General features: G+C 62.5%; 20 protein-coding genes. 11 read left to right on the top strand and 9 right to left on the bottom strand.

Annotation, left to right across the window (positions count from 1 at the left end; all coding sequences use genetic code 11):
* Window positions 1-49: 49 nt before the first annotated feature.
* Window positions 50-1,453: a hypothetical protein gene (locus ACRQHG_RS04600; protein WP_435713455.1), complete on the bottom strand. Its 1,404-nt coding sequence runs from the start codon at window positions 1,451-1,453 to the stop codon at window positions 50-52.
* 107 nt (window positions 1,454-1,560) lie between these two features.
* Between ACRQHG_RS04600 and ACRQHG_RS04605 the strand changes: the two genes are divergently transcribed.
* Complete coding sequence (locus ACRQHG_RS04605) at window positions 1,561-2,601, top strand: polyprenyl synthetase family protein (protein WP_435713456.1); 1,041 nt, start codon at window positions 1,561-1,563, stop codon at window positions 2,599-2,601.
* Here ACRQHG_RS04605 and ACRQHG_RS04610 read toward each other — a convergent pair.
* Entirely contained in the window at window positions 2,598-2,939 is a 342-nt protein-coding gene (locus ACRQHG_RS04610) for an Rv2175c family DNA-binding protein (RefSeq protein ID WP_435719610.1), read from the bottom strand. The two genes, ACRQHG_RS04605 and ACRQHG_RS04610, sit on opposite strands and share 4 nt — an antisense overlap.
* Window positions 2,940-3,141: 202 nt before the next feature.
* On the opposite strand from ACRQHG_RS04610, the gene ACRQHG_RS04615 reads away from it, so the two are divergent.
* The gene (locus ACRQHG_RS04615) at window positions 3,142-3,636 is read left to right on the top strand and encodes a lytic transglycosylase domain-containing protein (protein ID WP_435713457.1); all 495 of its coding nucleotides are present in this window, start codon (window positions 3,142-3,144) and stop codon (window positions 3,634-3,636) included.
* A gap of 36 nt (window positions 3,637-3,672) precedes the next feature.
* Window positions 3,673-5,349, top strand: a complete 1,677-nt coding sequence (locus ACRQHG_RS04620) for a protein kinase domain-containing protein (RefSeq protein WP_435719612.1) — start codon at window positions 3,673-3,675, stop codon at window positions 5,347-5,349.
* A 102-nt stretch (window positions 5,350-5,451) separates the two neighbouring features.
* Here the strand turns inward: ACRQHG_RS04620 and ACRQHG_RS04625 are convergent, their stop codons facing one another.
* Both ACRQHG_RS04625 and ACRQHG_RS04630 read right to left on the bottom strand, forming a co-directional pair.
* Window positions 5,452-6,810, bottom strand: a complete 1,359-nt coding sequence (locus tag ACRQHG_RS04625; RefSeq protein WP_026428820.1) for a class II 3-deoxy-7-phosphoheptulonate synthase — start codon at window positions 6,808-6,810, stop codon at window positions 5,452-5,454.
* A gap of 253 nt (window positions 6,811-7,063) precedes the next feature.
* Window positions 7,064-8,278 (bottom strand): pyrophosphate--fructose-6-phosphate 1-phosphotransferase, encoded by a 1,215-nt coding sequence (locus ACRQHG_RS04630; protein WP_284896588.1) that lies wholly within the window; start codon window positions 8,276-8,278, stop codon window positions 7,064-7,066.
* Between the two features lie 69 nt (window positions 8,279-8,347).
* On the opposite strand from ACRQHG_RS04630, the gene ACRQHG_RS04635 reads away from it, so the two are divergent.
* The 3 genes from ACRQHG_RS04635 (at window position 8,348) to ACRQHG_RS04645 (ending at window position 11,555) form a co-directional block, all read left to right on the top strand.
* Window positions 8,348-8,857, top strand: coding sequence for an SdpI family protein (locus tag ACRQHG_RS04635; RefSeq protein ID WP_435713677.1), 510 nt, complete (start codon window positions 8,348-8,350; stop codon window positions 8,855-8,857).
* A gap of 52 nt (window positions 8,858-8,909) precedes the next feature.
* Window positions 8,910-10,793 carry a DEDD exonuclease domain-containing protein gene (locus tag ACRQHG_RS04640; RefSeq protein WP_435713676.1) on the top strand — a complete coding sequence of 628 codons (1,884 nt, stop codon included), beginning with the start codon at window positions 8,910-8,912 and terminating at the stop codon, window positions 10,791-10,793.
* Window positions 10,794-10,928: 135 nt separating this feature from the next.
* Entirely contained in the window at window positions 10,929-11,555 is a 627-nt protein-coding gene (locus ACRQHG_RS04645) for a superoxide dismutase (RefSeq protein ID WP_435713678.1), read from the top strand.
* Between the two features lie 187 nt (window positions 11,556-11,742).
* Here ACRQHG_RS04645 and ACRQHG_RS04650 read toward each other — a convergent pair whose 3' ends face one another.
* Complete coding sequence (locus tag ACRQHG_RS04650; protein ID WP_435713553.1) at window positions 11,743-12,744, bottom strand: FKBP-type peptidyl-prolyl cis-trans isomerase; 1,002 nt, start codon at window positions 12,742-12,744, stop codon at window positions 11,743-11,745.
* Window positions 12,745-12,809: 65 nt separating this feature from the next.
* Window positions 12,810-14,165, bottom strand: coding sequence for a dipeptidase (locus tag ACRQHG_RS04655; RefSeq protein ID WP_026428814.1), 1,356 nt, complete (start codon window positions 14,163-14,165; stop codon window positions 12,810-12,812).
* A gap of 188 nt (window positions 14,166-14,353) precedes the next feature.
* Between ACRQHG_RS04655 and ACRQHG_RS04660 the strand changes: the two genes are divergently transcribed.
* A complete protein-coding gene (locus ACRQHG_RS04660; RefSeq protein ID WP_435713554.1) occupies window positions 14,354-15,049 on the top strand; it encodes a DUF3043 domain-containing protein in 696 nt (231 codons plus the stop codon).
* Between the two features lie 36 nt (window positions 15,050-15,085).
* On the opposite strand, the gene ACRQHG_RS04665 is transcribed toward ACRQHG_RS04660, so the two are convergent.
* Window positions 15,086-15,511, bottom strand: coding sequence for a hypothetical protein (locus ACRQHG_RS04665; protein ID WP_026428812.1), 426 nt, complete (start codon window positions 15,509-15,511; stop codon window positions 15,086-15,088).
* Between the two features lie 81 nt (window positions 15,512-15,592).
* Window positions 15,593-15,907, bottom strand: a complete 315-nt coding sequence (locus tag ACRQHG_RS04670; RefSeq protein ID WP_026428811.1) for a P-loop NTPase family protein — start codon at window positions 15,905-15,907, stop codon at window positions 15,593-15,595.
* Between the two features lie 125 nt (window positions 15,908-16,032).
* Here ACRQHG_RS04670 and lpdA point away from each other — a divergent pair, with 125 nt between their 5' ends.
* Complete coding sequence (gene lpdA / locus ACRQHG_RS04675; RefSeq protein WP_435713555.1) at window positions 16,033-17,406, top strand: dihydrolipoyl dehydrogenase; 1,374 nt, start codon at window positions 16,033-16,035, stop codon at window positions 17,404-17,406.
* Between the two features lie 18 nt (window positions 17,407-17,424).
* On the top strand, window positions 17,425-19,182 hold the full coding sequence (gene sucB, locus ACRQHG_RS04680; RefSeq protein ID WP_435713556.1) for a 2-oxoglutarate dehydrogenase, E2 component, dihydrolipoamide succinyltransferase: 1,758 nt from the start codon (window positions 17,425-17,427) through the stop codon (window positions 19,180-19,182).
* A 1,002-nt stretch (window positions 19,183-20,184) separates the two neighbouring features.
* Here sucB and ACRQHG_RS04685 read toward each other — a convergent pair.
* Window positions 20,185-20,856 (bottom strand): hypothetical protein, encoded by a 672-nt coding sequence (locus ACRQHG_RS04685; protein ID WP_435713557.1) that lies wholly within the window; start codon window positions 20,854-20,856, stop codon window positions 20,185-20,187.
* Between the two features lie 318 nt (window positions 20,857-21,174).
* Between ACRQHG_RS04685 and ACRQHG_RS04690 the strand changes: the two genes are divergently transcribed.
* A complete protein-coding gene (locus ACRQHG_RS04690) occupies window positions 21,175-21,876 on the top strand; it encodes a DUF4191 domain-containing protein (RefSeq protein ID WP_087070668.1) in 702 nt (233 codons plus the stop codon).
* A gap of 159 nt (window positions 21,877-22,035) precedes the next feature.
* The gene (glnA, locus tag ACRQHG_RS04695; protein ID WP_435713558.1) at window positions 22,036-23,460 is read left to right on the top strand and encodes a type I glutamate--ammonia ligase; all 1,425 of its coding nucleotides are present in this window, start codon (window positions 22,036-22,038) and stop codon (window positions 23,458-23,460) included.
* Window positions 23,461-23,496: the final 36 nt, after the last annotated feature.

Here is a 23,496-nt window from a genome sequence, read left to right on the forward strand (position 1 = left end):
GCGCGAACTTCCCCGCCGGCGCACGTGCCTCTTTCACGCACGCAACTACTTAGGCTGCTTGCCTACCAGGTCCGTATCGATCCATAGTTTCCGGCTCTTGGCCCACAGCTTCCAGCTCAATATCCACCGAACCGCGCGGTGTGGCCGCGTCACCAGGGCCGTCGCCATCCGCGTTGGCACGGCCGTCACCATTCGCGCTGCCAAAGCCGTCACCATCCGCGTTGGCAACGCCATCACCATCCGCGTTGCCAGGCCCGTCGCTATCCGCGTCCCCTTCACCGCCACTACCAGCTTTGGTGCGCGAGCACCTCCCACCCCCGTTCGGGCCGAGCAGCCAAGGCGGTAGCGCGTTCCATTCCGCAGCATCTTTGAGCATGCGCGCCAGACGCGAGCCGGAATTGATTTCCAGCGCTTCCTGAGCGCGCAGCGCGGTCATGGAGTTTTGCCCCACCCACCAGGCTAAATACGCCGAACAGGCATAGGGAACCTCCACTCCTTCCGGAGCCAGCCGAGCTAATTCATCCAGCAGCGCCATCATCCCCAAAGCCCGCACGATATTGGGGCGCTCCCCCACCCCGGTGGCAAAGCCCACCGCGGGATCAACGGAAGACATCGGTAGCAGCGGATCGTGTTCGAGGGAAACCTGCAAGATTTTGTCCCGAATAGGGATGTGCACAAGCCCGGCCAGGGCCCGCCCAGCTTCGCGGGTGGTGATGCGCGGCGGGCCGGCTTTGCGGCGGCGCACCACCCGGGAAAGGAGCATATCCCAATGCTCTTCCAGGGCCGTAACCTCCTCCCCGCGCGCTTCTTCCATCGCCGCCGCGGTATTACGCATCCGGGTGGGGCTGGCTTTGACGATATCGCGGCTCGGTTCTTGTTCCAGCGGAGCCGAACCCTTATATACAAGAGCCGCCGCCGCCTCGGTAGATTCCAGTTCTTCCCAGCGGCAAAATGTTTCTTCTCCCATATCCATAAATCCTTCGTTATCGGCAATGAAAAAATCACAACTCCACGCATCGCGAGTGCCCGGGTCGCCATCCCAGAGCCGGGAAAGAGCAGCGCAGAGCAGCTCCAGGAGGGCCAGCACCGAGGCAAATTCGCGGGTGTGCGCGAAGCGAACAAAACTTGGGCAGTACACCACCGCCACGCAGCTGAACATGCGGCAGGCAGCTACCGCGTCAGTGATCTGCCGCGCAACATAGGGCGAGATAGGGCCGGCACGCAGATCCACCCGGATAAGTGGCGTTTCACCCCCGGCCACGGCAACTCCCGGCGGCTCGGAAGATTCCAGGGAATCGAACCATTGCGGTAGTTCCTCCCCATCCGGGCCCAGAGCCCGGTGTATTTCCGGGCTTCCCCCGAAGAGTACGAAGTGGTGGCGCGGGTAATAGCCCAGCAGATGGGGAATAACAGCGAGGGCATCGCGCGGATGATGAAGTGTGATTGTGTCCATAGCGCTAGATAACCAGCTTCGGCAAGCGCGTGCTCGCGAGTGCCGGTACCCTGTGGATGGGGCGCGCACCTCACGAATCTGTGGATAAAAGAAGCGGAGCACGAGCAATGGAGTGGAGCACTCGCGATTTCACCAACGGGGTTGATAGCCGTATTGAGGCGCGTTTGGATTCGCTGCGCCGTTGGAATCAGCCCGAGGTGGAGGATTTCATCGATACGGTTACCGCGCTTGCGTCCGGTGGTAAGCGGACCCGGGCGCGGTTGGTGCGGGCTGGGATGCTCGCTACTCTCCCGGATCCTACCTGCGCGGATATGGTGGCGGCGGTGCGTTTGGGCGCGGCCGTGGAGCTTTTCCAGCTCGCGGCCCTTATTCACGACGATATTATTGACGCTTCTGCCACGCGCCGCGGGGTCCCCACGGTGCATGCCGAGTTGGCGAATTATCACCGCGCATCGGGCTGGGATGGTTCCCCGGAACGCTACGGTTTCCGTGCCGGTTTGATTGTGGGTGATGCCGTGCTAGCACTGGCGTCCCAAGAAGCGGTAAGCGCCGGGCGCAGTGCCCCCCTCGAGCCGTTTTTCACCATGTGTGAGGACGTTGGTATCGGCCAGTTCCTCGATATCCGCTGCGAATACACCCGCGCGGCTACCCGGGAAGATATCAGCGCGATTATCACCCATAAAACGGTCTCGTATTCCGCGCTCTTCCCCCTGCTTATCGGGGCGGCGCTCGCCGAGCAGCCCGCCCCGGAAACAATCGCAGATTTGCGGGCTTTCGCTACGCCTTTCGGTGAGGCCTTCCAATTGCGCGACGATATCCTCGGGATTTTTGGCGATCCGGCCGTCACCGGCAAACCCGCCGGCGATGACCTCACCGAAGGGAAAAACACTTTCCTCTTCCTCGAAACTTTGGAGCGGGTCAGCGAGGTGGATGCCCGGTGGCTGCGGTCCTTGCGTGGGAAGCGTCTGGAGGGCGACGACGTCGTTCGCGCTCAGACCCTCATGGAGGACTCCGGAGCGCGGGCTCACGTGGAAAAGATGATTCGCCAACGTGAAGACAGTGCGCGGGCTATCTTGCCGCGCCTGAATGAGGCCGCCCGCGAGAGCTTAGGGGAGCTCCTCCAGCGCCTGCGTTCGCGCACCCACTAGAAAGCCAGGCCGGCGATAACGCGCCGGACCGCGTGGGTATGCCCGCCAATGAGGGCACCCAAGGGGGTGTCACGTAATTCCGGTTCGAAGCGGCGTAGCCATTCCTGGGCTTCGTCGTCGTTATATCCGGCATCGCGCAGGGAAATGATGGTGCCGCGCAGCGAAGGCAGGGGCACGCGCCGCCCCTCTTTCACCACAAATTGCGCCTTATCGGCGTAAAGCGCATTATTTTCCCCGCGCCGCACCGCCAGAAAACGGGCATCGCGCAGCTGAGAGCGTACCGTACGCAGATCGGTCTCGAGGTAATCGGCCAGCTCCGGAAGGCTCAACCACGTCACAGTTGTATTCTCTTTTTCCACGCTTCCCATCTTAATGCCGCGGCCGCTCAGGCGCGCAGGTGGGCACGGGCGCGGCGTCGTCGCCATTACAAAATCGTCACAATCTGGTGACATTTTCACAACAGTGCACTATTGTCACAAGTGGAACAGCGGCCGGGGCGCAATCGAGATGTCCCCCGCACCGGCCAGGAAGTGAGAAACGGTGGGATCGAAGGCGAATCTGGCGCGTTTGCGGGCGCAGGCACCGGCCCCGCGCTACGAGCTTTCGCACGCGGAAATCGCGGCGCGTTTGAATGCGATTATCGCCCCGAGCCGGGCGGAAACGCAGAAGATGGTGCGTGATACGGCGGCGCTTATGGGCGTCAACCCTCGGCTTGCAATGGCGCATGCCTATATTGAATCCGGTTTTAATTCCCGGGCGCTCTCCCCCAGCGGTGCGGCGGGTGTCATGCAGCTGATTCCCGCGGCTTCGCGGTGGGCGGGGCGGATGGTCGGCCGGGATCTGGACTGGCTTATTCCCGCGGATAATATCACCGCCGGTATTGCGATTATTCGCTATTTGCAGCGCCACACCGCCAGTACTCATGAGGCGATTGCCGCCTACTATCAGGGACTGGCGCGGCTGCGGGAGGCAGGGGCGTATCCCTCTACCCAAAAGTATGTGCTGCGGGTCTTGCGCGCGGCCAAGAGTTTCTAAACGCGGCGTTGCGAAGCGGCGCGCTACCCTAGGTGTGTGACTATTCCTTCCCTGCCGGCCGGGTGGCTTGGGGGCCGCTACCGTCTCGACGCCCCGGTGGCGCGCGGCGGGATGGCAACGGTGTACCGCGGCTACGACACGAAGCTGGATCGCGTGGTGGCGATCAAAATTATGCACCCCGATTTGGCCGCCCTCGATGATTTCACGCGGCTTTTTCAGCGGGAGGCGCGGGCGGTTGCCGCGCTGAGCAGCACGCATATCGTCACTATTTATGACCGCGGGGTGTGGAACGACGGCGCAGCTGAGCGTGCGTACCTCGTCATGGAATACGTGCCCGGCCCCACGCTACGCCACGAGCTGGAGCGCCTGGGTTCCTTCCAGCTCGGCACCGCACTCGACATCTGCGACCAGGTGCTCCAGGGCCTGGCCGCTGCCCACCGGACCGGCATTATTCACCGGGATATCAAGCCGGAAAATATTTTATTCGACGACGCCTGCCCGCCTCCCTCCCCCGTCCGCCTTCCACAGCTCGCGGTGACGGTGACCGATTTCGGCTTGGCCCACGCGGTGAGTGCTTCCTCGGGGGCGCTGCCGCGCTGGGGAACTCTTGCCTATACCGCTCCGGAAATTTTGGAGCAGCGGGCGGTGAGCCCGGCCTGCGATATTTATGCCACCGGCCTGGTGCTTTTTGAATTACTTGCCGGGCGCCTACCCTGGGCCGGGTATTCGGCTGCCCAGCTCGCGGCGGCTCAGGCTCGGGAAGATCTGCCGCGCCTGGCCGGGGATAATCCGTGGCTGCCGGCGCAGGTCGATTCTTTTATCGGGGTACTCACCGCGAAAAATCCGGCGGATCGCCCGGCGAGTGCCGTGGAGGCCCGCGAATTGCTGCGCGCGCTGCGGGCTGGCATCGCTGATGATGCGGCTCTGCGGCGTATTCCGGTCACGCCGCGCCGCCCGCAGCCGGTGCACCGTGAGGATGTGGCGGGCGGTCGTGATGGCGCCGAGCTGGAGACCTCGGCTGCCGCAAGCACGGGGCACGCCGCCACGCTCAATGCTGGCGCGGATGCGACAGTTCCGGTGCGCGCCCCGGTGCACCGTGCTCCGTCCGTCCTCCGCCCCACCCGGAAACTTACGGCGCGACCGGCAAGCTCGCAGCAAGATACGGCGCGACCGCAGCGCGGTGCGGGAACACCGGGGCAGCGCAGCGCTGGCCGGAGGCGCGCCCGCGCGTGGCGGATTGCCGCCTGGGTGTGCGCAATTGCGCTGCTTGCTGGGGCAGGCGGTGCCACGTGGGCGCTCACGGCCGGCCCGTGGGCGCGGGTAACGGTGCCTGAGCTTGCCGCCGGTCTCACCCAGGCACGCAGCCAGATGGAGGCGCTCGGGCTCACGGTGGAGACGGACGTGCGCGGCGGAAACGGCGCGGCACCAGGCACCGTGCTGGGCAGCAATCCGCAGGCGGGGAGCCGGGTGCGCCCGGGGAGCACGGTTGAGCTCCTCGTTGCCGGCACAGCCCCCGACTCGACCGTTCCCGACGTGGCGGATATGGCGGAAGCGGAGGCACGCTCCGTGCTCGAAAAAGCGGGCTTCCAGGTGCAGGTGCGCTACCGGGAAACCCGGGCTGCCGCGCCGGGCACCGTGCTGCGACAGGATCCTGGCCCCGGCGTGAGCGCTGCACCCGGGCAGAAGGTCACCCTCACTATCGCGGCGCGGTAGCCGGGCCACACTCGCCCCAGGCCACACTCGCCCCGGCACCCGGCCGCGAACACACCGAGGCAAGGCCGCGGCAGCCCAGGCCACGCTCGCCCCACCCTCGTTTTACAGGTGCACGTCGCGCAGCATTTCGGCCAGCTGGTAAGCCAGCTCGAGGGACTGCTGGTGGTTCAGGCGCGGATCGACCAGCGATTCGTAGCGTTCGGTGAGGGTCTCTTCGAAGATTTCTTCGGAGCCGCCCAGCACCTCCGTCACGTCATCCCCGGTCAGTTCCACGTGGATACCGCCCGGGTGGCTACCGAGGGCTTCGTGAACCGCGAAGAAGCCGCGAATTTCCGCCATAATATCGCTCAGGCGGCGGGTCTTAATTCCATTGGAAGCCTTGATGGTATTTCCGTGCATGGGATCCGAGACCCAGGTAACCGGGCGGCCATCACGCTGCACCGCTTCCACCAGGGGCGGCAGGGCTTCTTCCACCCGCCCGGCCCCCATGCGGGTAATGAAGGTGAGTCGGCCCGGTTCACCTTCCGGATTGAGCTTATCGATAAGGGCGAGAGCGGTATCTGGCGTCGTCGTCGGACCTAATTTCACCCCGATCGGGTTACGTGCGTGGGAGAACATTTCCACGTGGGCGCCGTTCACATCGCGGGTGCGTTCCCCGATCCACAGGAAGTGGGCGGAGGTGAGGTAGGGCTCGTGGGTGCGCGAGTCGATGCGCATCATAATTTCCTCGAAGGGCAACACCAGGCCCTCGTGGGAGGAATACAGTTGCGTTTCTGCCAGTTGGGCGCCGTCGACCCCGGCCGCGGTCACAAAACGCATGGCGCGATCAATTTCGCTCGCGGTTTTTTCGTACCGCACGTAGGCCGGGTTGGCAATAAAACCGCGGTTCCAATCGTGCACGGAACGCAGGTCGGCGAAACCGCCGCGCGTGAAAGCCCGCATGAGGTTGAGAGTGGCCACCGAGTACAGGTAGGCCTCCTCTAAGCGGTGCGGATCGTGGCGGCGCGCCGCGGCCGTGAATTCGTGCCCGTTAATGGAATCGCCCAGGTAGGAGGGCAGGGTGGTATCCCCAATAGTTTCGGTGGCCTGAGAGCGCGGCTTGGAGTACTGGCCGGCCATCCGCCCAATTTTCACCACCGGCACCGAAGCCCCGTAGGTCAAAATAACCGACATTTGCAGGAGGGTACGCACCTTGGCGCGGATGCGATCCGCGGTGATTTGCTCGAAAGATTCGGCGCAATCCCCACCCATGAGGACAAAAGCTTCACCGCGTTGCGCGGCCGCGATACTTTCGCGGAGCCGATCGCATTCGCCCGCAAAAACCAGGGGCGGCATTTTCGCCAAGCGCTGCATAACCGCAGCGAGCTCTGCTTCATCCTCGTAATGGGGCTGGTGCAGAGCGGGCTTCTCGCGCCAGGTGTGGGCCAGCGCAGCAATTTTATGCGTATCGTCCTCAAACATAATCGAAATTTTAGCCCGGAACGAGCGCGCGGGCGGAATTGCGTCGGAGCAATGAGACGCGCGCGCCACGAAAACTCGCCCGGCGCCACCATCCACGCGCGGCACCATCCACGCACGGCACCGCAAAACGCGAACTGCACCAGCGCGCGCTCCGCACAAAAAACTCGCCCCGCACCAGGTCAACCGGTACGGGGCGAGCAATCACGTATGGATACGGTTCAGCCGGGCCGTCCAGGCTCACGGCGCAGCCGCATTAGGCGTGCGGGCGGACCTCCTGGCCGATGGCCTTCATGGTCTCCACGAACCAATCCTGGGTGATATCGAAAGCCTTGTGGCCCTTCACCCGCGGGAAAGCAATATTGGTGAGGACGTTACCGTTTTCCTCATCGTGGCCGATGAGGCCGGGCTTGCCTTCCAGGGCGCACTGCACGGCCAGATCCACCATGCCCTTGATGAGGCGCAGGTCCTCAGCATTGGCGTGCCAGGCGCGTGAGAAGTACCCGGACTTTTGCACCATGACCTTTTCCGCGCCGAGCTTCTGCGCGAATTGCTCCGCGAACCAGCGGCCCGGATTGACCTTATCGAGCTGGACGTGCCCGAAGGGATCGCGCGGCACTTCCTGGCCGGCGGCTTCCATTTCGGCCACGATTTCATCCACGCCCGCACCTTCGGAAAGGAAGATATTGACGTTGCCAATCTCATCCATAATCTTCTTCAGGCGCTCGGCTTCGCCGTTGATATCCAGCGCCATTTCGGGCAGGAACACGGCGTGTACATCCCAGCGTTCCTTGGTCAGGCCCAGTGCCGGAGCCCATTCCTGCTCCTGAACCCAATCGTGGTAGTACTTGGAAGCCTGCGCGGTGAGGTACCCGCAATTGCGCCCCATAACTTCGTGCACGATGAGCATGCGCGGGTTGGAGCGATGCTCGCCAATAATATGCTGGGCGTAGAGCGAGGCTTCTTCCGCGGCGGTCCAGGCACCCAGGGACTGGCGCACCGGAATAATGTCATTATCGATGGTCTTGGGCAGACCCACCACCACGAGATGATGCCCGTTTTCTTCCAGGTAGGCAGCCAGATCCGCGGCGGTAGTATTCGTATCATCACCGCCGATGGTGTGGAGCACATCCACGCCATCTTCCACGAGGCGCTGGGCGGCGAATTCCAGCGGGTTCACGCCTTCTTCCACGAGGCCACGCTTGACCAGATCCTCGGTATTGGTCAGCTTGACGCGGGAGTTACCGATGGGCGAACCGCCGAAACGGTGCAGGATATGGGCCTGTTCGCGCCCTTCTTTATCGATGGTGATGTAATTCCCGGTGAGCAGCCCGTGGTAGCCATGCTGGTAGGCAATAATTTCCACATCGGGCGCAATTTCCGTATAGCGCTCAATGAGGCCACCCACGGCCGAGGACAAACACGGGGCGAAACCTCCGGCGGTCAAGAGCGCAACGCGGCGGACAGTCATCGTTAACCTTCCGTTTCTGATTGGGGGATTATTCCGCTGTTGATTATACCCGCCGCTATAGTGTCTTTCATGGGAGAAGGACCTACGGGCGAGCGCCCCGATAATAGCTTCGATGCGCAGTGGGACAAGATCGCGCGCGAGCTAGAAGCCGAAGGCGTGGGCGCGAATATCGATAGCACCCGCGGTGGCGGGGTGGCGCTACCTCCGGTGGATACTTCCCCGCGGTACGCCGATGCCGCGTGGGCGCTGAGTGGTGGGCGCGCGGCCGGCCCGCGCGATTGGTCCCCGGCCCCGGAAGATTCAGATTTTTCCGACGACGACGCCACTTTCGATCCGGCCTCTCGCGAAGAATACTACGTTCCCCAAGCCCCCGCCCACCGCTACGCCAGTCTCGCCTGGGTAGCCACCGGGGTGCTGGTCCTCATCAGCGCGCTCATGTTTATCGGGCTGCTGCCCGCGCCGCGCCTGACCGCGTGGATCTTGGCCGGAGGCGCACTGGTGGGCGTGGTGGTCGCCATTATTTTGACGGCACCCGCCCGCGAAGATACCGATCCGTACGACGACGGCGCCCGCCTGTAGCGCGCTACTTCCGCGCGAATTTATGTCGTAGCTCCGCGCTAGGGTAAAAATCATGACAGCACGGCATATTCCGAGGCCTGACACCCGGATTGATACTGAACCTATTGAGGTGTATCGATCCGGCCGCCCGTTGCTGCCCCGCCAGTTGGAATTCGCGGATCTGGGTACTCCCCTGGAGGAAGTGACCTTCGTGGTGGTGGACGTGGAAACCACCGGAGGGCGCCCCGGGGCGCATTCACTCACCGAAATAGGGGCGGTGAAAGTGTGCGGCGGGGAAGTGGTGCAGGAGTTCTCTTCTCTCATTAATCCCGGGGTACCGATTCCGGCCCAGATCACCGTGCTCACCGGAATCACTACCGCGATGACGGTGAGCGCTCCCCCGCTCAGCGAGGTTCTCCCTGCTTTTCTTGATTTTCTTGAGCCTGATGCCCCAGCGCTTGACGGTCGCGCACCTGCCCCTGGCAGCGGAACTCTCGCTTCTAGCAGTAGAGTGCCTGCCCGAAACCGGGCGGCGGAGCCACCGGTGCTTGTGGCTCATAATGCCCGCTTTGATATGTCCCATTTGCGCGGGGCGTGCGAAGCGATAGATGTGGCGTGGCCGCGGTTGCGCGTCCTCGATACTCTCGGGCTGGCGCGGCGTATTTTCACCCGCGATGAAGTCCCCAACCATAAATTGAGCACCCTGGCTGGCTACTGCCGGGTCGCGGTGCAGCCAAGCCATCGTGCCCTCGATGATGCGCGGGCCACCGTGGATGTGCTCCACGCGATGATCGGGCGGCTCGGCCCGCTCGGCGTCACCCATATTGAGGACCTGCTCACCGCATCCAATCCGGTTCCGGCCCGCCGGCGCCGCCGCGCCGTGCTCGCCGATCATGTACCGCACGGCCCGGGTAGCTACCGTTTTATCGGCCCGAATGATGAGGTGCTCTACGTGGGCAGCTCGGGGAATATGTACCGGAGGGTGCGTCAGTATTTCACCGCCGCGGAAAAACGCCGCCGCATGACAGAAATGGTAGAGCTGGCCACCCGGGTAGAAACCACCCCCACCGCCACTCTCCTGGAGGCACGGGTGGTGGAGCTGCGCGATATCACCCGCTTCGATCCGCCCTATAATCGCCGCTCGCGCCGCCCGCAAACTCGCACCTGGATCAGCTTGGATACCACGCCCGTGGCGCGCCTGAAAATTACGCGCGGCTGTTCGGCAATGGAGGTCGCGAACTCCTTGGGGCCTTTTGGTTCCCGCAGCGCTGCCCGGCGCGCCGCTGAACTTATCGGGGATGAAGCCGGGCTCAACCCCGCCGGCCTCAACGTGCCCCGCCAGGCGGATCTGAGCGATTGCCCGTGCCATTTTGCTTCACATAGGCCCTGCACGCTACCCCCGCGCGGCACCGTGAACACCGCCCCGGTGGCGATCTCCCGCGCCCGGCGGCTGTTGGCCGGCTCCCTTGCCGAAGTATGGGACCACCAGATGGCCCGCATTGCCCGCCTGGCCGGTGCGGAGCGTTTCGAAGAAGCCGGAGTGGAACGCGACCGGCTTTCGGCGCTCCTCACCGCCGCACACCGGCGGGAATTGTTGGTTCCGCTGTGGCGAGCAAGCTGCGTCGTCGCCGCATCTAAACGAGAGGACCACTGGGAAATCATCCTCGCAAGTTACGGCAGGCTGCTTGCTAGCGCGACGGTCAGCGAAGCCCGCGATGTTCCCGAACATGCCGCAGCGCTCCGCCACGCAATTCCCCTGCTCGCGGCTCCCGCCCGCACCGCCGAGCACTCCCACCCGGAAGAAACCCAACTCCTGGCCGCATGGCTAGCCGATCCGCGCTCGCGAGTGCTCGCCATTGAGGGCGAGGTTCCCCTCGCGGTGCCCCTCGCCTCCGCCCACCGCTTCGCCGCTTCCTTCCCGGGCGCCGAAGAATCGCTCGGCTTGGCTGAGCGCTAAACCTCCCCCATTCTCACCACCTATGTGCCGGACACCACATATACTGGGGGTGCTCACATTCAATTACTGTTCGGAGATTCCGAACATATCTCAACAGGGCGGCACCGCGATGCCGCCCAGAATTGGAGTATGAGAATGGCAACCTACACCCTCCCCGATCTTCCCTACGATTACGCGGCACTCGAACCGTATATTTCCGGAAAGATCATGGAGCTCCACCACGATAAACACCACAAGACCTACGTTGACGGCGCCAATAAAGCCCTGGAGAACCTTAGCGAGGCTCGCGAGAAGGGCGATTTCGCGGCGGTGAACCAGTACACGAAGGATTTTTCTTTCAATCTGGGCGGTCATATTAACCACTCGATTTTCTGGACCCTGCTCTCCCCCAACGGTGGTGGGCAGCCGGAAGGCGAACTTGCCGAAGCCATCAAGGATTCCTTCGGTGATTTTGCTACCTTCCAGAAGCAGTTCACGGCTGTGGCCACCGGTATTCAAGGCTCGGGCTGGGCAGTGCTTGGCTACGATTCCGTGGCCGGCAAACTGGTGATCTACCAGATGTATGACCAGGCCAATAATGTGCCCGCCGGGGTGCTGCCCGTTTTCCAGCTCGATATGTGGGAGCACGCCTTCTATCTTGACTACCTCAACGTCAAGGCCGATTACGTCAAGGCGATCTGGAATATCGTCAATTGGGAAGAAGCCGGGCAGCGTTTGGCAACCGCCCAGGAGCAGGCCGCCGGCCTGCTCATTCGCAAATAAGTCGGGCGCGAATCGATTTAGCGCTATTCAGTAATAGCACGAAGGGCGAGGCTCCTCACAGAGGCACCTCGCCCTTCACGTTATCCTGGCCAATTTCGACCCTATCCGAAACCGCCGGAAGCTACCCGGTAGCTAGCCGGTAACTATCCGGCAACTACCTGGTGGCTACCCAGAAACTACCTGGCAACTACACCGCGGAAAGAATATCAACCACCACAGCGATGGCCTGGGCCGGATTGTCCTTACTGGGCACGCTCAGCAGAACCCGCGAGCCCACCGGCACCCCGGCCAGGGGCGCGAAAATCTGCTGGGTAGACGGAACCGAACGCGGCCCGGCCGGATAGTTCGCCGTTGTGGGCGCCCAGGTGTTTTCCGCGTGGGCGTTATCCCATTGCGCGGCCGCGAACTGGAGCACATAGGTGCCCTTCTCCGGGAGCGGGGCCCCGCTGCCGCGGGCAATCACCGTGGCCTTGAGCTCCGCGGGAGCCTCCGCGCCCTCTTTCACCCGGATCTCGGTAATGGGCTGGCCCAAGTCCCCCTTGTATTCCACCGGGAGGGCATCAGCGGCAGTTTCCACCGTGGCACCGGCCTCACCCGCACTCTTCGCGTTCCAGGCATCCAGAATTTCCACGTAGAACGCGATGGTATCCGTGGCCCCGATGGAGCCATCCTGGGTACCGCCCGAAGGTCCGTAGCCCCACTTCGCCGGGATAGACAAAATCAACTTGTCCCCCACGTGGGCCTTGGCCAGGGTGTGGCTCCAGCCCGGGATCACCTGGGCGAGCGGGAATGTGGCCGGAGCGTTACGCGAATAGGAAGAATCGAAAGGCTCATTCTTCCCCCACACTTGGCCCACGTAATTGACCTTGGCCACCGCATCGGCGCCAAGTTCCGCGCCGCTGCCCTGTTCAAGCACCCGCACCCGCACATCCGCGGGAGCATCCCCCTTCGGGAACTCCAGCAGCGGCGCCTGCGCCGTGCCACCCAGGGACGGCATGCCCTCCTCCGAGTACACGATCTCGGGGACTTCCCCGGGGGCGGGGCTTTCCACCGCGCCGCTTGCCTCAGCGCTTGCGGATTCCGAAGCAGCCGGTGTTGAGCTAGCTGCGCCGTCGTTCTCACCCGAACATGCCGCGAGGCTGCACGCAAGCAAGGCCGCCGTGCAGCCCGCAAGAATTTTCTTTCCCATCAATGTCACTTTCTTCATCCCGTTCGCGCCGCGCGAGTGCGCCGCGGCCTTCGCGTATCCGCGCTTTAGCGGCTTTCGCCCGCGCCCAGTTTCTCCAGGAGCAGCGCCTCCGCCAGAATAGCGTTACGCCAATCGCCCAGGTGCAGGGATTCGTTATGAGCGTGAGCGCGCGCGTCCGGATCTTCCACGCCGGTCACCAGAATCTCCGCCTCCGGGAAGACTTCCGCGAGGTCGGAAATGAAGGGAATGGACCCGCCGGTGCCGATGTCCACCGATTCGTGGCCGAAGGCTTCGCTGAGGGCCTCGCGGGCCAGATGCATGATGGGGGTATCCTCCCCGGCCTTGAAACCGGACCCCGCTTCCGCGACTTCGGTCACCACGGTGGCCCCGAACGGCGCCTGCGCTTCGATGTATTCGGCCAGCAGTTCGCCGGCGCGCTGCGGATCCTGACCGGGAGCCACCCGCATGGACAGGAAGGCCCGCGCGGAGGGAATCACGGTATTGGAAGCTTCCGCGGTGGAGGTCACGTCCATGCCGATCACGGCGATGGAGGGTTTCGTCCACATGCGCGAATTGAAGGAGCCGGTGCCCAGGAGCTGCATGCCGGGCAGAATCGCGGCATCGCGGCGCAGGTGCTCTTCTTCGTAATCGACGTCGGCATCATCCCACGCATCCAGGCCGGGAACCGCAACGTCGCCGTTCTCGTCGTGCAAGGTGGCGATAATCCGCGCGAGGGCGGTCACCGCATCGAGGGTGGGCCCGCCGTACTGGCCCGAATGCACGCCGTGGGTGAGAGTGGACACTTCCACGCCCAGGCGCACAACACCGCGCAGCGAGGTGGTCAGGGAGGGCACCCCCACCTTCCAGTTGCCCGAATCAGCCACCACGATGGCATCGGCCTCGAGGCGATCCCGGTAGGTTTCCAGGAAAGCGTGGAAGGTAGGCGAACCGATTTCTTCTTCACCTTCGATGAAGAGGGTGACGTTCACGGCCAGGTCATCGCCGAGGGCCGAGATCGCGGCCATGTGGACGAGCACGCCCGCCTTATCATCGGCGGTGCCGCGCCCGTACAGGCGCCCGTTCTTTTCTACCGGCTCGAAAGGATCGGATTCCCAGCCGTCCAGGGTGCCCTGCGGCTGCACATCGTGATGCGCGTAAAGAAGAATGGTGGGCTTATCATCGCCGACGTGCTTATGGGCGAGAATCGCCGGGCGGCCCTTCCCCTGGGGCGTTTCCAATTCAATAATATCGACGTCGAAACCGCGTTCGCGGGCCATGCGCGCCACGAATTCCGCGGATTCACGTACCTTCGCCTGGTCAAATGCATCGGCGGAAACGGAAGGAATACGAACAAGGTCCTCAAGCAAAGCGCGATGGACGGGCAGGGCCTCATCCACGCGCGCAACAAGATCACTACTCATACGTCCTAGGGTACCGGGTTCGCGCCCGCGGGCGCGGCGGGTGCTGAACAACGACGGCGCAGGCCGTGGGTGGCCGGCTTTGCGTGAAGGGCTGCGGTAGTGTGCGCGGGTAATGGACAGGGCGGCCGCGCGCGAACGGTTAGACTATTCTCGTTCAAGGCATAGTTGGCGACGACGCAGGAGTTGAGATGGCATTCGGCCGCAAGAAAGAGGCATTAGAAAAGGCGCAAGAACAGGCAGCCCCCGCCCCCACTCTTCCCAAGGGATATACCCCGGGCAAGGGAGCCCCTACCCCGAAGCGTAAGGACGTGGAAGCGCGCCACCGCCGGCCGATTATTTCTGATAAATCCTCGATGACCCGCGAGGAAAAGAAGGCCCGCAAGGCCGAGGAACGCGCCCGTTCTTCCGAGCGTTGGGAACGCGAACAAACCGCGATGAAAACGGGGGATATTCGGAATATGCCCCTCGCTCACGCGGGTGTGCAGCGGGCTTTCGCGCGCGATGCTCTTGATTCGCGCTTCCAGTTCTCCTCGCTCATGCTTTTCCTGGCCGTCATTATGATCGCGGGTGTTTTCACTCTCACCCGCTTCCCGTTGGTCTTCAATGTGTTCGTTATTACCTGCTACGCGATCCTGGTGCTCATGGCCCTGGAATCGTGGTGGCGGGCCCGCCAGGTGCGCACCCTGGTCGAATACAAATACGGGGAGGATAAGACTCCGGATCGCCTGGTCGGGCAGATGATGTCACGCGGGTTTACCCCGCGGCGCTGGCGCATGCCCCGCCCCATGGTGAAATTCGGTGAGTACCCCGAGGGCGGCACTCCCGCGGATCTCAAGAAGGCGCGGGAAGCGAAGAAAGAAATGAAGCGCGCCGCGAAGGGCTAAAAGGGCTAAAAGGGCTAAAGCGAAGGGCTAGCGAGATTACAGATTGCGCTGGGCGATGCTGGCTGGCCGGGACCACATAATCCAGGCCAGCCCGGCAATGGCCCCGAGGGTGGGAAGGTAATAATAGGTGGCACCGGCCTGATACCAGGGACTCACCTGGTGGAAAAGATCGGGGATGACCACGCCCACCACGGCCATCACAATATTGGCGCTCCAGCAGGTGGTGGCCACCCAGCGCATCCGCCGCCCGTTATGGAGCGAACCGGCGCAGGCCAGCACCCACACAAGCGCCGCCACCAGGGTGGTGGTCATGCGCCCGGGATAGCCCAGCTGAAAATCTTCGGTGCCCGCAACAATGGCCCGCCACACAAAAATGGCGGCCCCCAGGCTCAGCGCAATGAGGAGGAAGAGAGGCCAGCCCACGGCGGTGCGCCTCTCGTCTCGGATCATTTCACTATTCACCTGGCTCCTCCCAGAATCCTGCACTGGCTGTGCGCCTCCTTCGCGGAGCTGACCGCGGAGACGACGTACCATCATAAACCTTTAAGCGCGCCGGTGCTCCGCGTTCCAACGGCGCACCGACTCGGGATAGCCGGTGCGATTAATTTCGTAGAAAGGTATGCCCAGTTCACGGGCAAGTTGCGCTCCGGCTGCCAGATCGGGCACCCGCCGGCGGGTCCACTCCCCGGTGCGAGCAACGAGGAGAAGAGCTGCCGGCTCACGCGGAGTTTCCACCTCAAAATAGGCTTCCACCCCCGCGCGAGTCTCGATGAAATCGGCGAAGTGTTTCGCCGTTGCCGAACGGCGAGCACCGCCGTGAGCAGCACGGGAACGGGAGCGACGCGAAAAAAGACCCATACGGTGATTTTAGCGACCCTCGCTGGGAGCGTGATGCGTCCCAGATAACACCTCGGCATGGCAGAATATAGGTATAGCGGCTCTTGTACCGCATTCCAAAATGTTGTATTGCGAAGGGAAATCCTGTGGCAGAAACGAAAGAGTACGACGTCGTCATCCTCGGTGGCGGCAGCGGCGGCTACGCGGCCGCGCTTCGTGCCGGTCAGCTCGGCCTGACCGTTGCTCTTATTGAGGCTGACAAGCTCGGCGGTACCTGTTTGCACCGCGGGTGCATCCCCACCAAAGCATTGCTGCACGCCGCTGATGTTGCCGATGAAATGCGCGAAGGCCCGTCCATTGGCGTGAAGGGTTCCTTTGAGGGCATTGATATGCCCACCTTGCAGGCCTACAAGAACGGCGTGATCGAGAAGATGTTCAAGGGCCTGACCGGCCTGGTCTCCTCGCGCGGCGTGGAGATTGTGCAGGGCTGGGGCAAGCTCGTCGCGAAGGACACCATCGAAGCTAATGGCGTGCACTACCGCGGCAAGCATATTGTGCTGGCCTCCGGTTCCTACTCGAAGACCATCGGCCAGGAGATCACCGGCCGCGTCCTCACCTCCACCGAAGCGCTGGAGCTGGGTGAGGCCCCCGGATCCGTGATCGTGCTGGGCGGCGGGGTCATCGGGGTGGAATTCGCCTCCGCGTGGCGCTCCTACGGTGCGGAAGTCCAGATTATTGAGGGCCTGCCGCGCCTGGTCCCCAATGAGGATGCGGAAGTGTCCAAGAATCTGGAACGCCAGTTCCGCAAGCGCGGTATTAAATTCGCCACCGGAACCATGTTTGATCACCTCGAACAAACCGATCATTCCGTCAAGGTTTTCACCCAGGACGGCAAGGAATTCGAGGCGGATTACCTGCTCATCGCTATCGGGCGCGGTCCGGCCACCGCAAACCTCGGCTACGAAGAAGTCGGGGTGAAGATGGATCGCGGTTTCGTGCTCACCGATGAGCGCCTGCGCACTAACGTTGATGGAATCTACGCGGTGGGCGATATTGTGCCCGGCCTCCAGCTGGCACACCGCGGTTTCCTCCAGGGCATTTTCGTTGCCGAAGATATTGCGGGCCTCAACCCCAAGGTGATTGACGAAACGAAGATCCCGCGCGTGACCTTCTGCACCCCGGAAATCGCCTCCGTGGGTCTCAACCAGGATAAGGCTGAGGAAGAATACGGCAAGGAAAATATCACCACTGCCACCTTCAACCTCACCGGGAACGGCAAGTCCCAGATGCTGGGCGCGGCCGGTTTCGTCAAGCTGGTTGCGGTCAAGGATGGTCCCATCGTGGGCTTCCACGCCATCGGGGCGCGCATGTCCGAACAGATTGGCGAAGGCGAACTCATGGTGGCCTGGGAAGCCTACGCGCAGGACTTCGATGGTCTTATCCACGCCCACCCCACCCAGAACGAAGCAATCGGCGAAGCGGCACTGGTCCTCGCGGGCAAGCCGCTCCACAACCACTAAATCGAGGGAGATAACTCTATGTCTGAACCGTTGAAGATGCCCGCCCTGGGCGAATCCGTCACCACCGGTACCGTGACCGCCTGGCTCAAGCAGGTGGGCGATACTGTTTCGCTCGACGAGCCGATTGTGGAAGTCTCCACAGACAAGGTCGATTCGGAAGTCCCCTCCCCCGCGGAAGGCGTGATCGAACAGATCCTCGTCCAGGAAGATGAAGAAGTTGAGGTAGGTGCCATCCTCGCCTATATCGGTGATGGCTCCGGCGTGGCTGCTCCGGCAGCTCCCGCCAGCAATGCGGCGCACGCGGAAGAAGCGGCTCCGGCTGCTGCCGCTCCTGCGCCGGCAGCTGCTCCTGCCGCGCCGGCTCCGCAGCAGGGTGGCTCGGCTGCCACCGGTGTGGAAGTGAAGATGCCGGCCCTGGGCGAATCCGTCAATGAGGGAACCGTCACCTCGTGGCTGGTAGCCGAAGGCGATGAAGTTGAAGCCGACCAGCCCATCGTGGAGGTCTCCACGGACAAGGTCGATTCGGAAGTCCCGGCCCCGGCCGCCGGCATCATCCAGAAGATTGTGGTCCAGGAAGATGAAACCGTAGCGGTAGGCACCGTCATCGCTTATATCGGCGACGGCGCAGCCGCGCCCGCCCCCGCGGCTCCCGCCGCCGGTGCGGCCCCGGCTGAAGCACCAGCCAGTGTGGCAGCGGTCCAAGAACCGGCTTCCGGGACCCCGCAGCACGGCACCCCGGCCCAGCAGGAAAACCAAGCGCGCACGCCGGATCTGGATGCGGCTGATGCCGGCACCGGATTCTCCGAACCGGATGCCTATATCACTCCGATTGTGCGCAAGCTCGCTAAGGATTTGGATGTGGATCTGTCCGGAGTTAAGGGCTCCGGTGTGGGCGGGCGTATTCGCCGCCAGGATGTGGAAGCGGCAGCCGCGGCCGCGAAGAAGGCTGCGGAAGAAGCCGCGCGTGCCCAGGCCGCTGCTTCCCAGGCTGCCCCTGCCGCTGCACCCGCGCCCGCCGCGGCGAAGAAGTCTGTGCCGAGCGCGCCGTCTGCTGAGGCAGCTCAGCTGCGCGGTACCACCGCGAAGATGACGCGCCTGCGCCAGACCATCGCTAAGCGCATGGTTGAATCCCTCCAGATTTCGGCGCAGCTAACCACCGTGATCAAGGTGGATGTCACGAAGATTGTCAAGCTTCGGGAAGCCAATAAGGCTGCTTTCGCCGAACGTGAAGGCACCAAGCTGACCTACCTGCCCTTCTTCGTCAAGGCCGCCATCGATACCCTGAAGAACCACCCGAAGCTCAACGCCACCATCAAGGACAATGAGGTGGAGTACTTCGATTACGAGAATATCGGCATCGCGGTGGATACCCCGAAGGGCCTGTTTGTTCCGGTTATCAAGAACGCGGGCGATCTCAATATCGCCGGCCTGGCCCGGGCGATCAACACCGGCGCGGCCAAGGTGCGCAATGGCGAAGCAGCTGTCGATGACCTCACCGGCGGTACCTTCACTATTACAAATACCGGCTCGAACGGCGTCATGTTTGACACCCCGGTCATCAACCAGCCCGAGGTGGCCATCCTGGGTATCGGCGCGATTATGCGCGAACCCGGCATCGTCAAGGACGCGGACGGCAATGAATCCATCGGTATTCGTTCCTACCTCTACCCGGCGATCACCTACGATCACCGTTTAGTCGACGGCGCAGATGCCGGCCGATTCCTCAAGGAATTCAAGGCCCGCTTGGAAGAAGCTGATTTCGAGGGTGCGTTCTAAGGAACTAAAGAACTAAGAACCTTGGTTCCTCTGGGTTACGCAGTACGCCTAGGCTGCTACGTAACTCGGTGACACAACCTCAGCCGCGTGCGTGATCGCGCGAACGGGAAGCTCCCCGGTTCCGGTAGTGCTATCTGGCATTCCGGATACCGGGGAGTTTTCGGGTTAATAGCCGGGTTAATAGCCAAAATTGTTGCTAGTGGCGGCGTGCCGGTGGCGCGGGTCCGACCCGGTACCGCAACGAACCGGATCCGAAAACAGAGTGTACGGGCGACCGGCGCGGTGGGCTTCGGCGCGTACTGTCCACAAAAAGCAACCACAGCTACATTAACTTTTCCGAATCGTGCACTGGTGTTGCTTTTTGTGCGCTCCTGGCTCTGGGCGTTGCATCCTGTCGCTCCTCCGTGTCGAGGCGTTGCTTTTTGAGAGCTTCCGCGCCGGGAGCTTACATTCTGTGAACCCTGGTGTTGTGGTGTTGCTATTTGCCGGTGCCAACACCGGGAGGTTGCATTTTGCGAGCACCTTCGCGGACCGGTCTCTGCTTGTATACCCCTGGGGGCAAGTAGGAATTGCGTGGGCCAACAGAGTGTACGTGGGTGACAGTTTTTCCCTGCTTTATTGTCAGGCGGTCGGTGTCAAGTAGTTGTGAAAAATATGGCTACTATAACATGTATAGATATAATGGTTACGGTTTGCGCCCTGCTTAGGCCGCCCGCTTGGCCCGGAAAACAAAGTGGGTGTGAGAGCACCGTTTTCAGCCGGTTTTATGTTCCTTATGCCCATTCTGTGGGACGCAGTGTCCAGAATGCCCGTTTTGTTGCCTCGCTGGAGCATCGCTGCCCCGTGGCCGGCGGGGCGGGGTGTGTTTTCCGGGATGTACTGCCGATGTCGTACATGCGAAGTACATCCCGGAAAACATATAGCCCCTCCCCAGGTGCTGGTGTGACTCCTGAGGTTCGGTTGATGGAACCTCGGTTGATGGGCCCTCGCCGGCGGCCGCCTTTACGGGCACGGATGAACCGCCACGATCCGCCACGGCTGCGGGCTCAGCTGCCAGCGCGCACACCGCTCCGGTTGCGGCCCGATAGTTTCCCCGCTGGCGAGAACGAGACTGCGCTGCACCGTGACAACTTCAAGAAGGTTCTCCCCCACCCAGAAAGCTTCCCGCACCTCGGTTTCCACATGCGCTACCGGAGTGTTCTCCAGTACGCTACGCAACTTCGCATCGGCTGCCGCTGCTTCACCTTCCGGCACGCTCAAGGCGCTCAGCGCCGCTATATCACCCGCACTAATAGCGGCATCGCGCGCCGCCACCAGCTGGCGAGCCACCGCCACAGCATCCGGCTCCGACGCGAGATCTGCGCCAGCGCTAGACACCGGGCGCTCGCCGGGTACCGAACGGTCGCCAGGCACCGCGCCCTCGCCAGGCGCCGCGTCCTCGCCAGGCACCGCGCCATCGCCGTACCCCGAGTCTTCTCCCCGCACCGGATCCGCGGGGGCCTTGTTCACCGTGGGTACCAGCGCGCCCAGCGCCATTCCTACCAGTACACCTGCCACCATCCCGAGGACGCACAGGCGCACCAACATAGCCACCCGCCCGTCGCTAGCTCCGCTTACCCCGCCTACGCCACGTGCCCCGCGTGCCCCGCGCCGCTTCATCACTGTGCCTGCCATAGGCGTACTTCACCACCGCCGGCCCATCTCGTCCAGAAGCCATCCACAGGCAGGCCCGCCACTACGTCGTTATCCACAAGCCGCTCACGCCTTGCGGCACACATCTCGGATCGGGTGGCGTAGCTTATTCCAGCATATTCGTACAACACCAAGGGACAGTCCTTCCAGACCTAGGCGTTGCAACCACCACTAGAACTCAAGCTCCCCACCGCACCCCCGAACGGTCCGCCAGCGTGAGATTGGGCCAGACGCTCAACAAAGCCGGCGCTATCGTCTAGAATCGACGGGGACTATCGAGAAGGATCTAAAAGGAATCAGATGGCACAGGATAAGAACAAGGGCGCGAAGAAGAAGCCGGGCTTTTTCAAGACTCTGCGTGACGCATTCACCATCGCGAAGCGCACCTACAAGCATCTGGGCTGGTGGCTTGCCCTGGCCGGGCTCGCGGGCCTGGGAATTGGTATTCTCCTCGGTTTCCTCACCAAGAGCTGGATCGCGTGGACCGTTTTCGGGATCCTCCTCATGCTCCTGCTTCCCATGCTGCTTCTCACCCGGGCGGTGCGCTCGGCTAGCTACGCGCAGCTGGACGGCATGCCGGGAGCCACCTCCGCGATTCTCGATTCGCTACGCGGCTCGTGGGTCAAGCAAACCGAACCGGTGCGTTTCAACGCCCGCCACCAGGATTTCGTTTTCCGCCTCATCGGGCGCCCCGGCGTGGTTCTGGTTGCCGAAGGCCCCATCTCACGTACCCGCAAGCTCGTTGATGATGAGCGCCGCGCCATCCGCCGGGTAGCTCCGAATGCCCCGGTGCACGCCATTTTCATGGGCAATGGCGAAGGGCAAGTCCCGCTGGCCAAGATCGAAAAGGCCATTAAGAAGCTCAAGAAGGAAATTTCCGCCCAGGAAGTTTCTGCCCTGGCCCAGCGCCTCGAAGCTCTTGGGAATAAGGCACTCAATATCCCCAAGGGAATTGATCCCACTAATATTCGCGCTAATCGACGGGCCCTGCGCGGCCAGTAGGCCGCGCCGTCGTCGTACATATGTAGTATCCGCCCGGGGAATTCCACGTGAGTTCTCCGGGCGGAGGCACGCCCGGAGGTTTTTTGAGCCGGGGGCAGCACGCTAAACTACATGGGGTAACCGCACCGCTAGCCGCGCCGCGCGCCGGGAGGAGTCCGCATGTTCACAAGTGTCGCCGAAGCTGCCGAGTTTATCGCGGAAAACGAGATCGAATTTCTTGATATTCGCTTCTGTGACCTGCCCGGCGTGATGCAGCATTTCACGGTGCCCGCCACCCAGGCAACCGCCGAAAAAATGAACGAGGGCTATATGTTTGATGGCTCCTCGATCCGCGGTTTCACCTCGATTCACGAATCGGATATGAAACTACTTCCGGACGTGTCCACCGCTTTTGTGGATCCGTTCCGTTCCGAACCCACCCTCGTCATGAATTTCAATGTGGTGGATCCCTACACCGATGAGCCTTTCGCGCGCGATCCGCGCAACGTTGCCGAGCGCGCCGAGGCGTACTTGCGTTCCACGGGTATTGCGGACACGATTTCGGTGGGTGCGGAAGCCGAGTTTTATTTATTCGACGACGTGCGCTATGACACCACTGTCAATCATTCCATGTATGTGATTGATTCCAATGAGGGCTCCTGGAATTCGAACCGCTTGGAGCCGGGCGGGAATACCGGCTACAAGATTCCCCACCAGCAGGGCTATTTCCCGGTGGCGCCGGTGGACGCGAATGAGGATGTGCGTGACCTCATGTGCCAGTATTTGGCGCAGGTGGGTCTGGATGTGGAACGTGCCCATCACGAAGTGGGCTCGGGCGGCCAGCAAGAAATCAACTATCGCTTCAATTCTTTGCGCGCCGCGGCGGACGACCTCATGAAATTCAAGTACGTCATTCGCCGAGCTGCCGATGTGTGCGGGAAAACTGCCACGTTCATGCCCAAGCCGCTTTTCGATTCGGCCGGCTCGGGGATGCACTGCCACATGTCGCTGTGGAAGGATGGGCAGCCGCTTTTCCACGATCCGCGCGGCTACGGGCAGCTATCGGACCTGGCGCGCTGGTACGTGGGTGGTTTGCTGGCCCACGGCAAGGCGCTCGCGGCCTTTACTAATCCGTCCGTGAATTCCTACCGCCGCCTGGTTCCTGGTTTTGAGGCGCCCATCAATTTGGTGTATTCGGCGCGTAACCGTTCGGCCGCGATCCGGATTCCGTTGAGCGGGAATTCCCCGGCCGCCAAGCGTATTGAATTCCGGGTTCCCGACCCGACCGCTAATCCCTATCTAGCTTTCTCCGCGGAGCTCATGGCGGGCCTGGACGGTATCCGCAACCGGATTGAGCCGCCAGCCCCCATCGATAAGGATATTTACGAGCTGCCACCGGAAGAATACGCGGATATTGAGACGATTCCGGCGTCCCTCGATGCGGCCTTGGCCGAGCTGGAAGCCGATCACGATTTCCTCCTCGAGGGCGATGTATTCACCGAGGACTTCATCGCCACCTGGATCAAGTACAAGATGGATGCGGAGGTCACCCCGCTGCGGGCCCGCCCCCACCCGTACGAATTCGAGCTGTACTACACGCTCTAAACAGGTGCGAGGCCAGGGCGTTTCGCACTGGCCGCA

Source organism: Actinotignum vesiculae (assembly GCF_051267215.1).
GTDB lineage: Bacteria > Actinomycetota > Actinomycetes > Actinomycetales > Actinomycetaceae > Actinotignum > Actinotignum schaalii.

Excerpts from the sequence above, each read along its gene's own strand:
- ACRQHG_RS04630 (WP_284896588.1), bottom strand. The coding sequence starts at position 8,278 with ATGACTGTCCGCCGCGTTGCGCTCTTGACCGCCGGAGGTTTCGCCCCG.
- ACRQHG_RS04600 (WP_435713455.1), bottom strand. The coding sequence starts at position 1,453 with ATGGACACAATCACACTTCATCATCCGCGCGATGCCCTCGCTGTTATT.
- sucB (WP_435713556.1), top strand. The coding sequence starts at position 17,425 with ATGTCTGAACCGTTGAAGATGCCCGCCCTGGGCGAATCCGTCACCACC.
- ACRQHG_RS04640 (WP_435713676.1), top strand. The coding sequence starts at position 8,910 with ATGACAGCACGGCATATTCCGAGGCCTGACACCCGGATTGATACTGAA.
- ACRQHG_RS04645 (WP_435713678.1), top strand. The coding sequence starts at position 10,929 with ATGGCAACCTACACCCTCCCCGATCTTCCCTACGATTACGCGGCACTC.
- ACRQHG_RS04625 (WP_026428820.1), bottom strand. The coding sequence starts at position 6,810 with ATGTTTGAGGACGATACGCATAAAATTGCTGCGCTGGCCCACACCTGG.
- ACRQHG_RS04635 (WP_435713677.1), top strand. The coding sequence starts at position 8,348 with ATGGGAGAAGGACCTACGGGCGAGCGCCCCGATAATAGCTTCGATGCG.
- ACRQHG_RS04650 (WP_435713553.1), bottom strand. The coding sequence starts at position 12,744 with ATGGGAAAGAAAATTCTTGCGGGCTGCACGGCGGCCTTGCTTGCGTGC.
- glnA (WP_435713558.1), top strand. The coding sequence starts at position 22,036 with ATGTTCACAAGTGTCGCCGAAGCTGCCGAGTTTATCGCGGAAAACGAG.
- ACRQHG_RS04605 (WP_435713456.1), top strand. The coding sequence starts at position 1,561 with ATGGAGTGGAGCACTCGCGATTTCACCAACGGGGTTGATAGCCGTATT.
- ACRQHG_RS04655 (WP_026428814.1), bottom strand. The coding sequence starts at position 14,165 with ATGAGTAGTGATCTTGTTGCGCGCGTGGATGAGGCCCTGCCCGTCCAT.
- ACRQHG_RS04690 (WP_087070668.1), top strand. The coding sequence starts at position 21,175 with ATGGCACAGGATAAGAACAAGGGCGCGAAGAAGAAGCCGGGCTTTTTC.
- ACRQHG_RS04670 (WP_026428811.1), bottom strand. The coding sequence starts at position 15,907 with ATGGGTCTTTTTTCGCGTCGCTCCCGTTCCCGTGCTGCTCACGGCGGT.
- ACRQHG_RS04660 (WP_435713554.1), top strand. The coding sequence starts at position 14,354 with ATGGCATTCGGCCGCAAGAAAGAGGCATTAGAAAAGGCGCAAGAACAG.
- ACRQHG_RS04685 (WP_435713557.1), bottom strand. The coding sequence starts at position 20,856 with ATGGCAGGCACAGTGATGAAGCGGCGCGGGGCACGCGGGGCACGTGGC.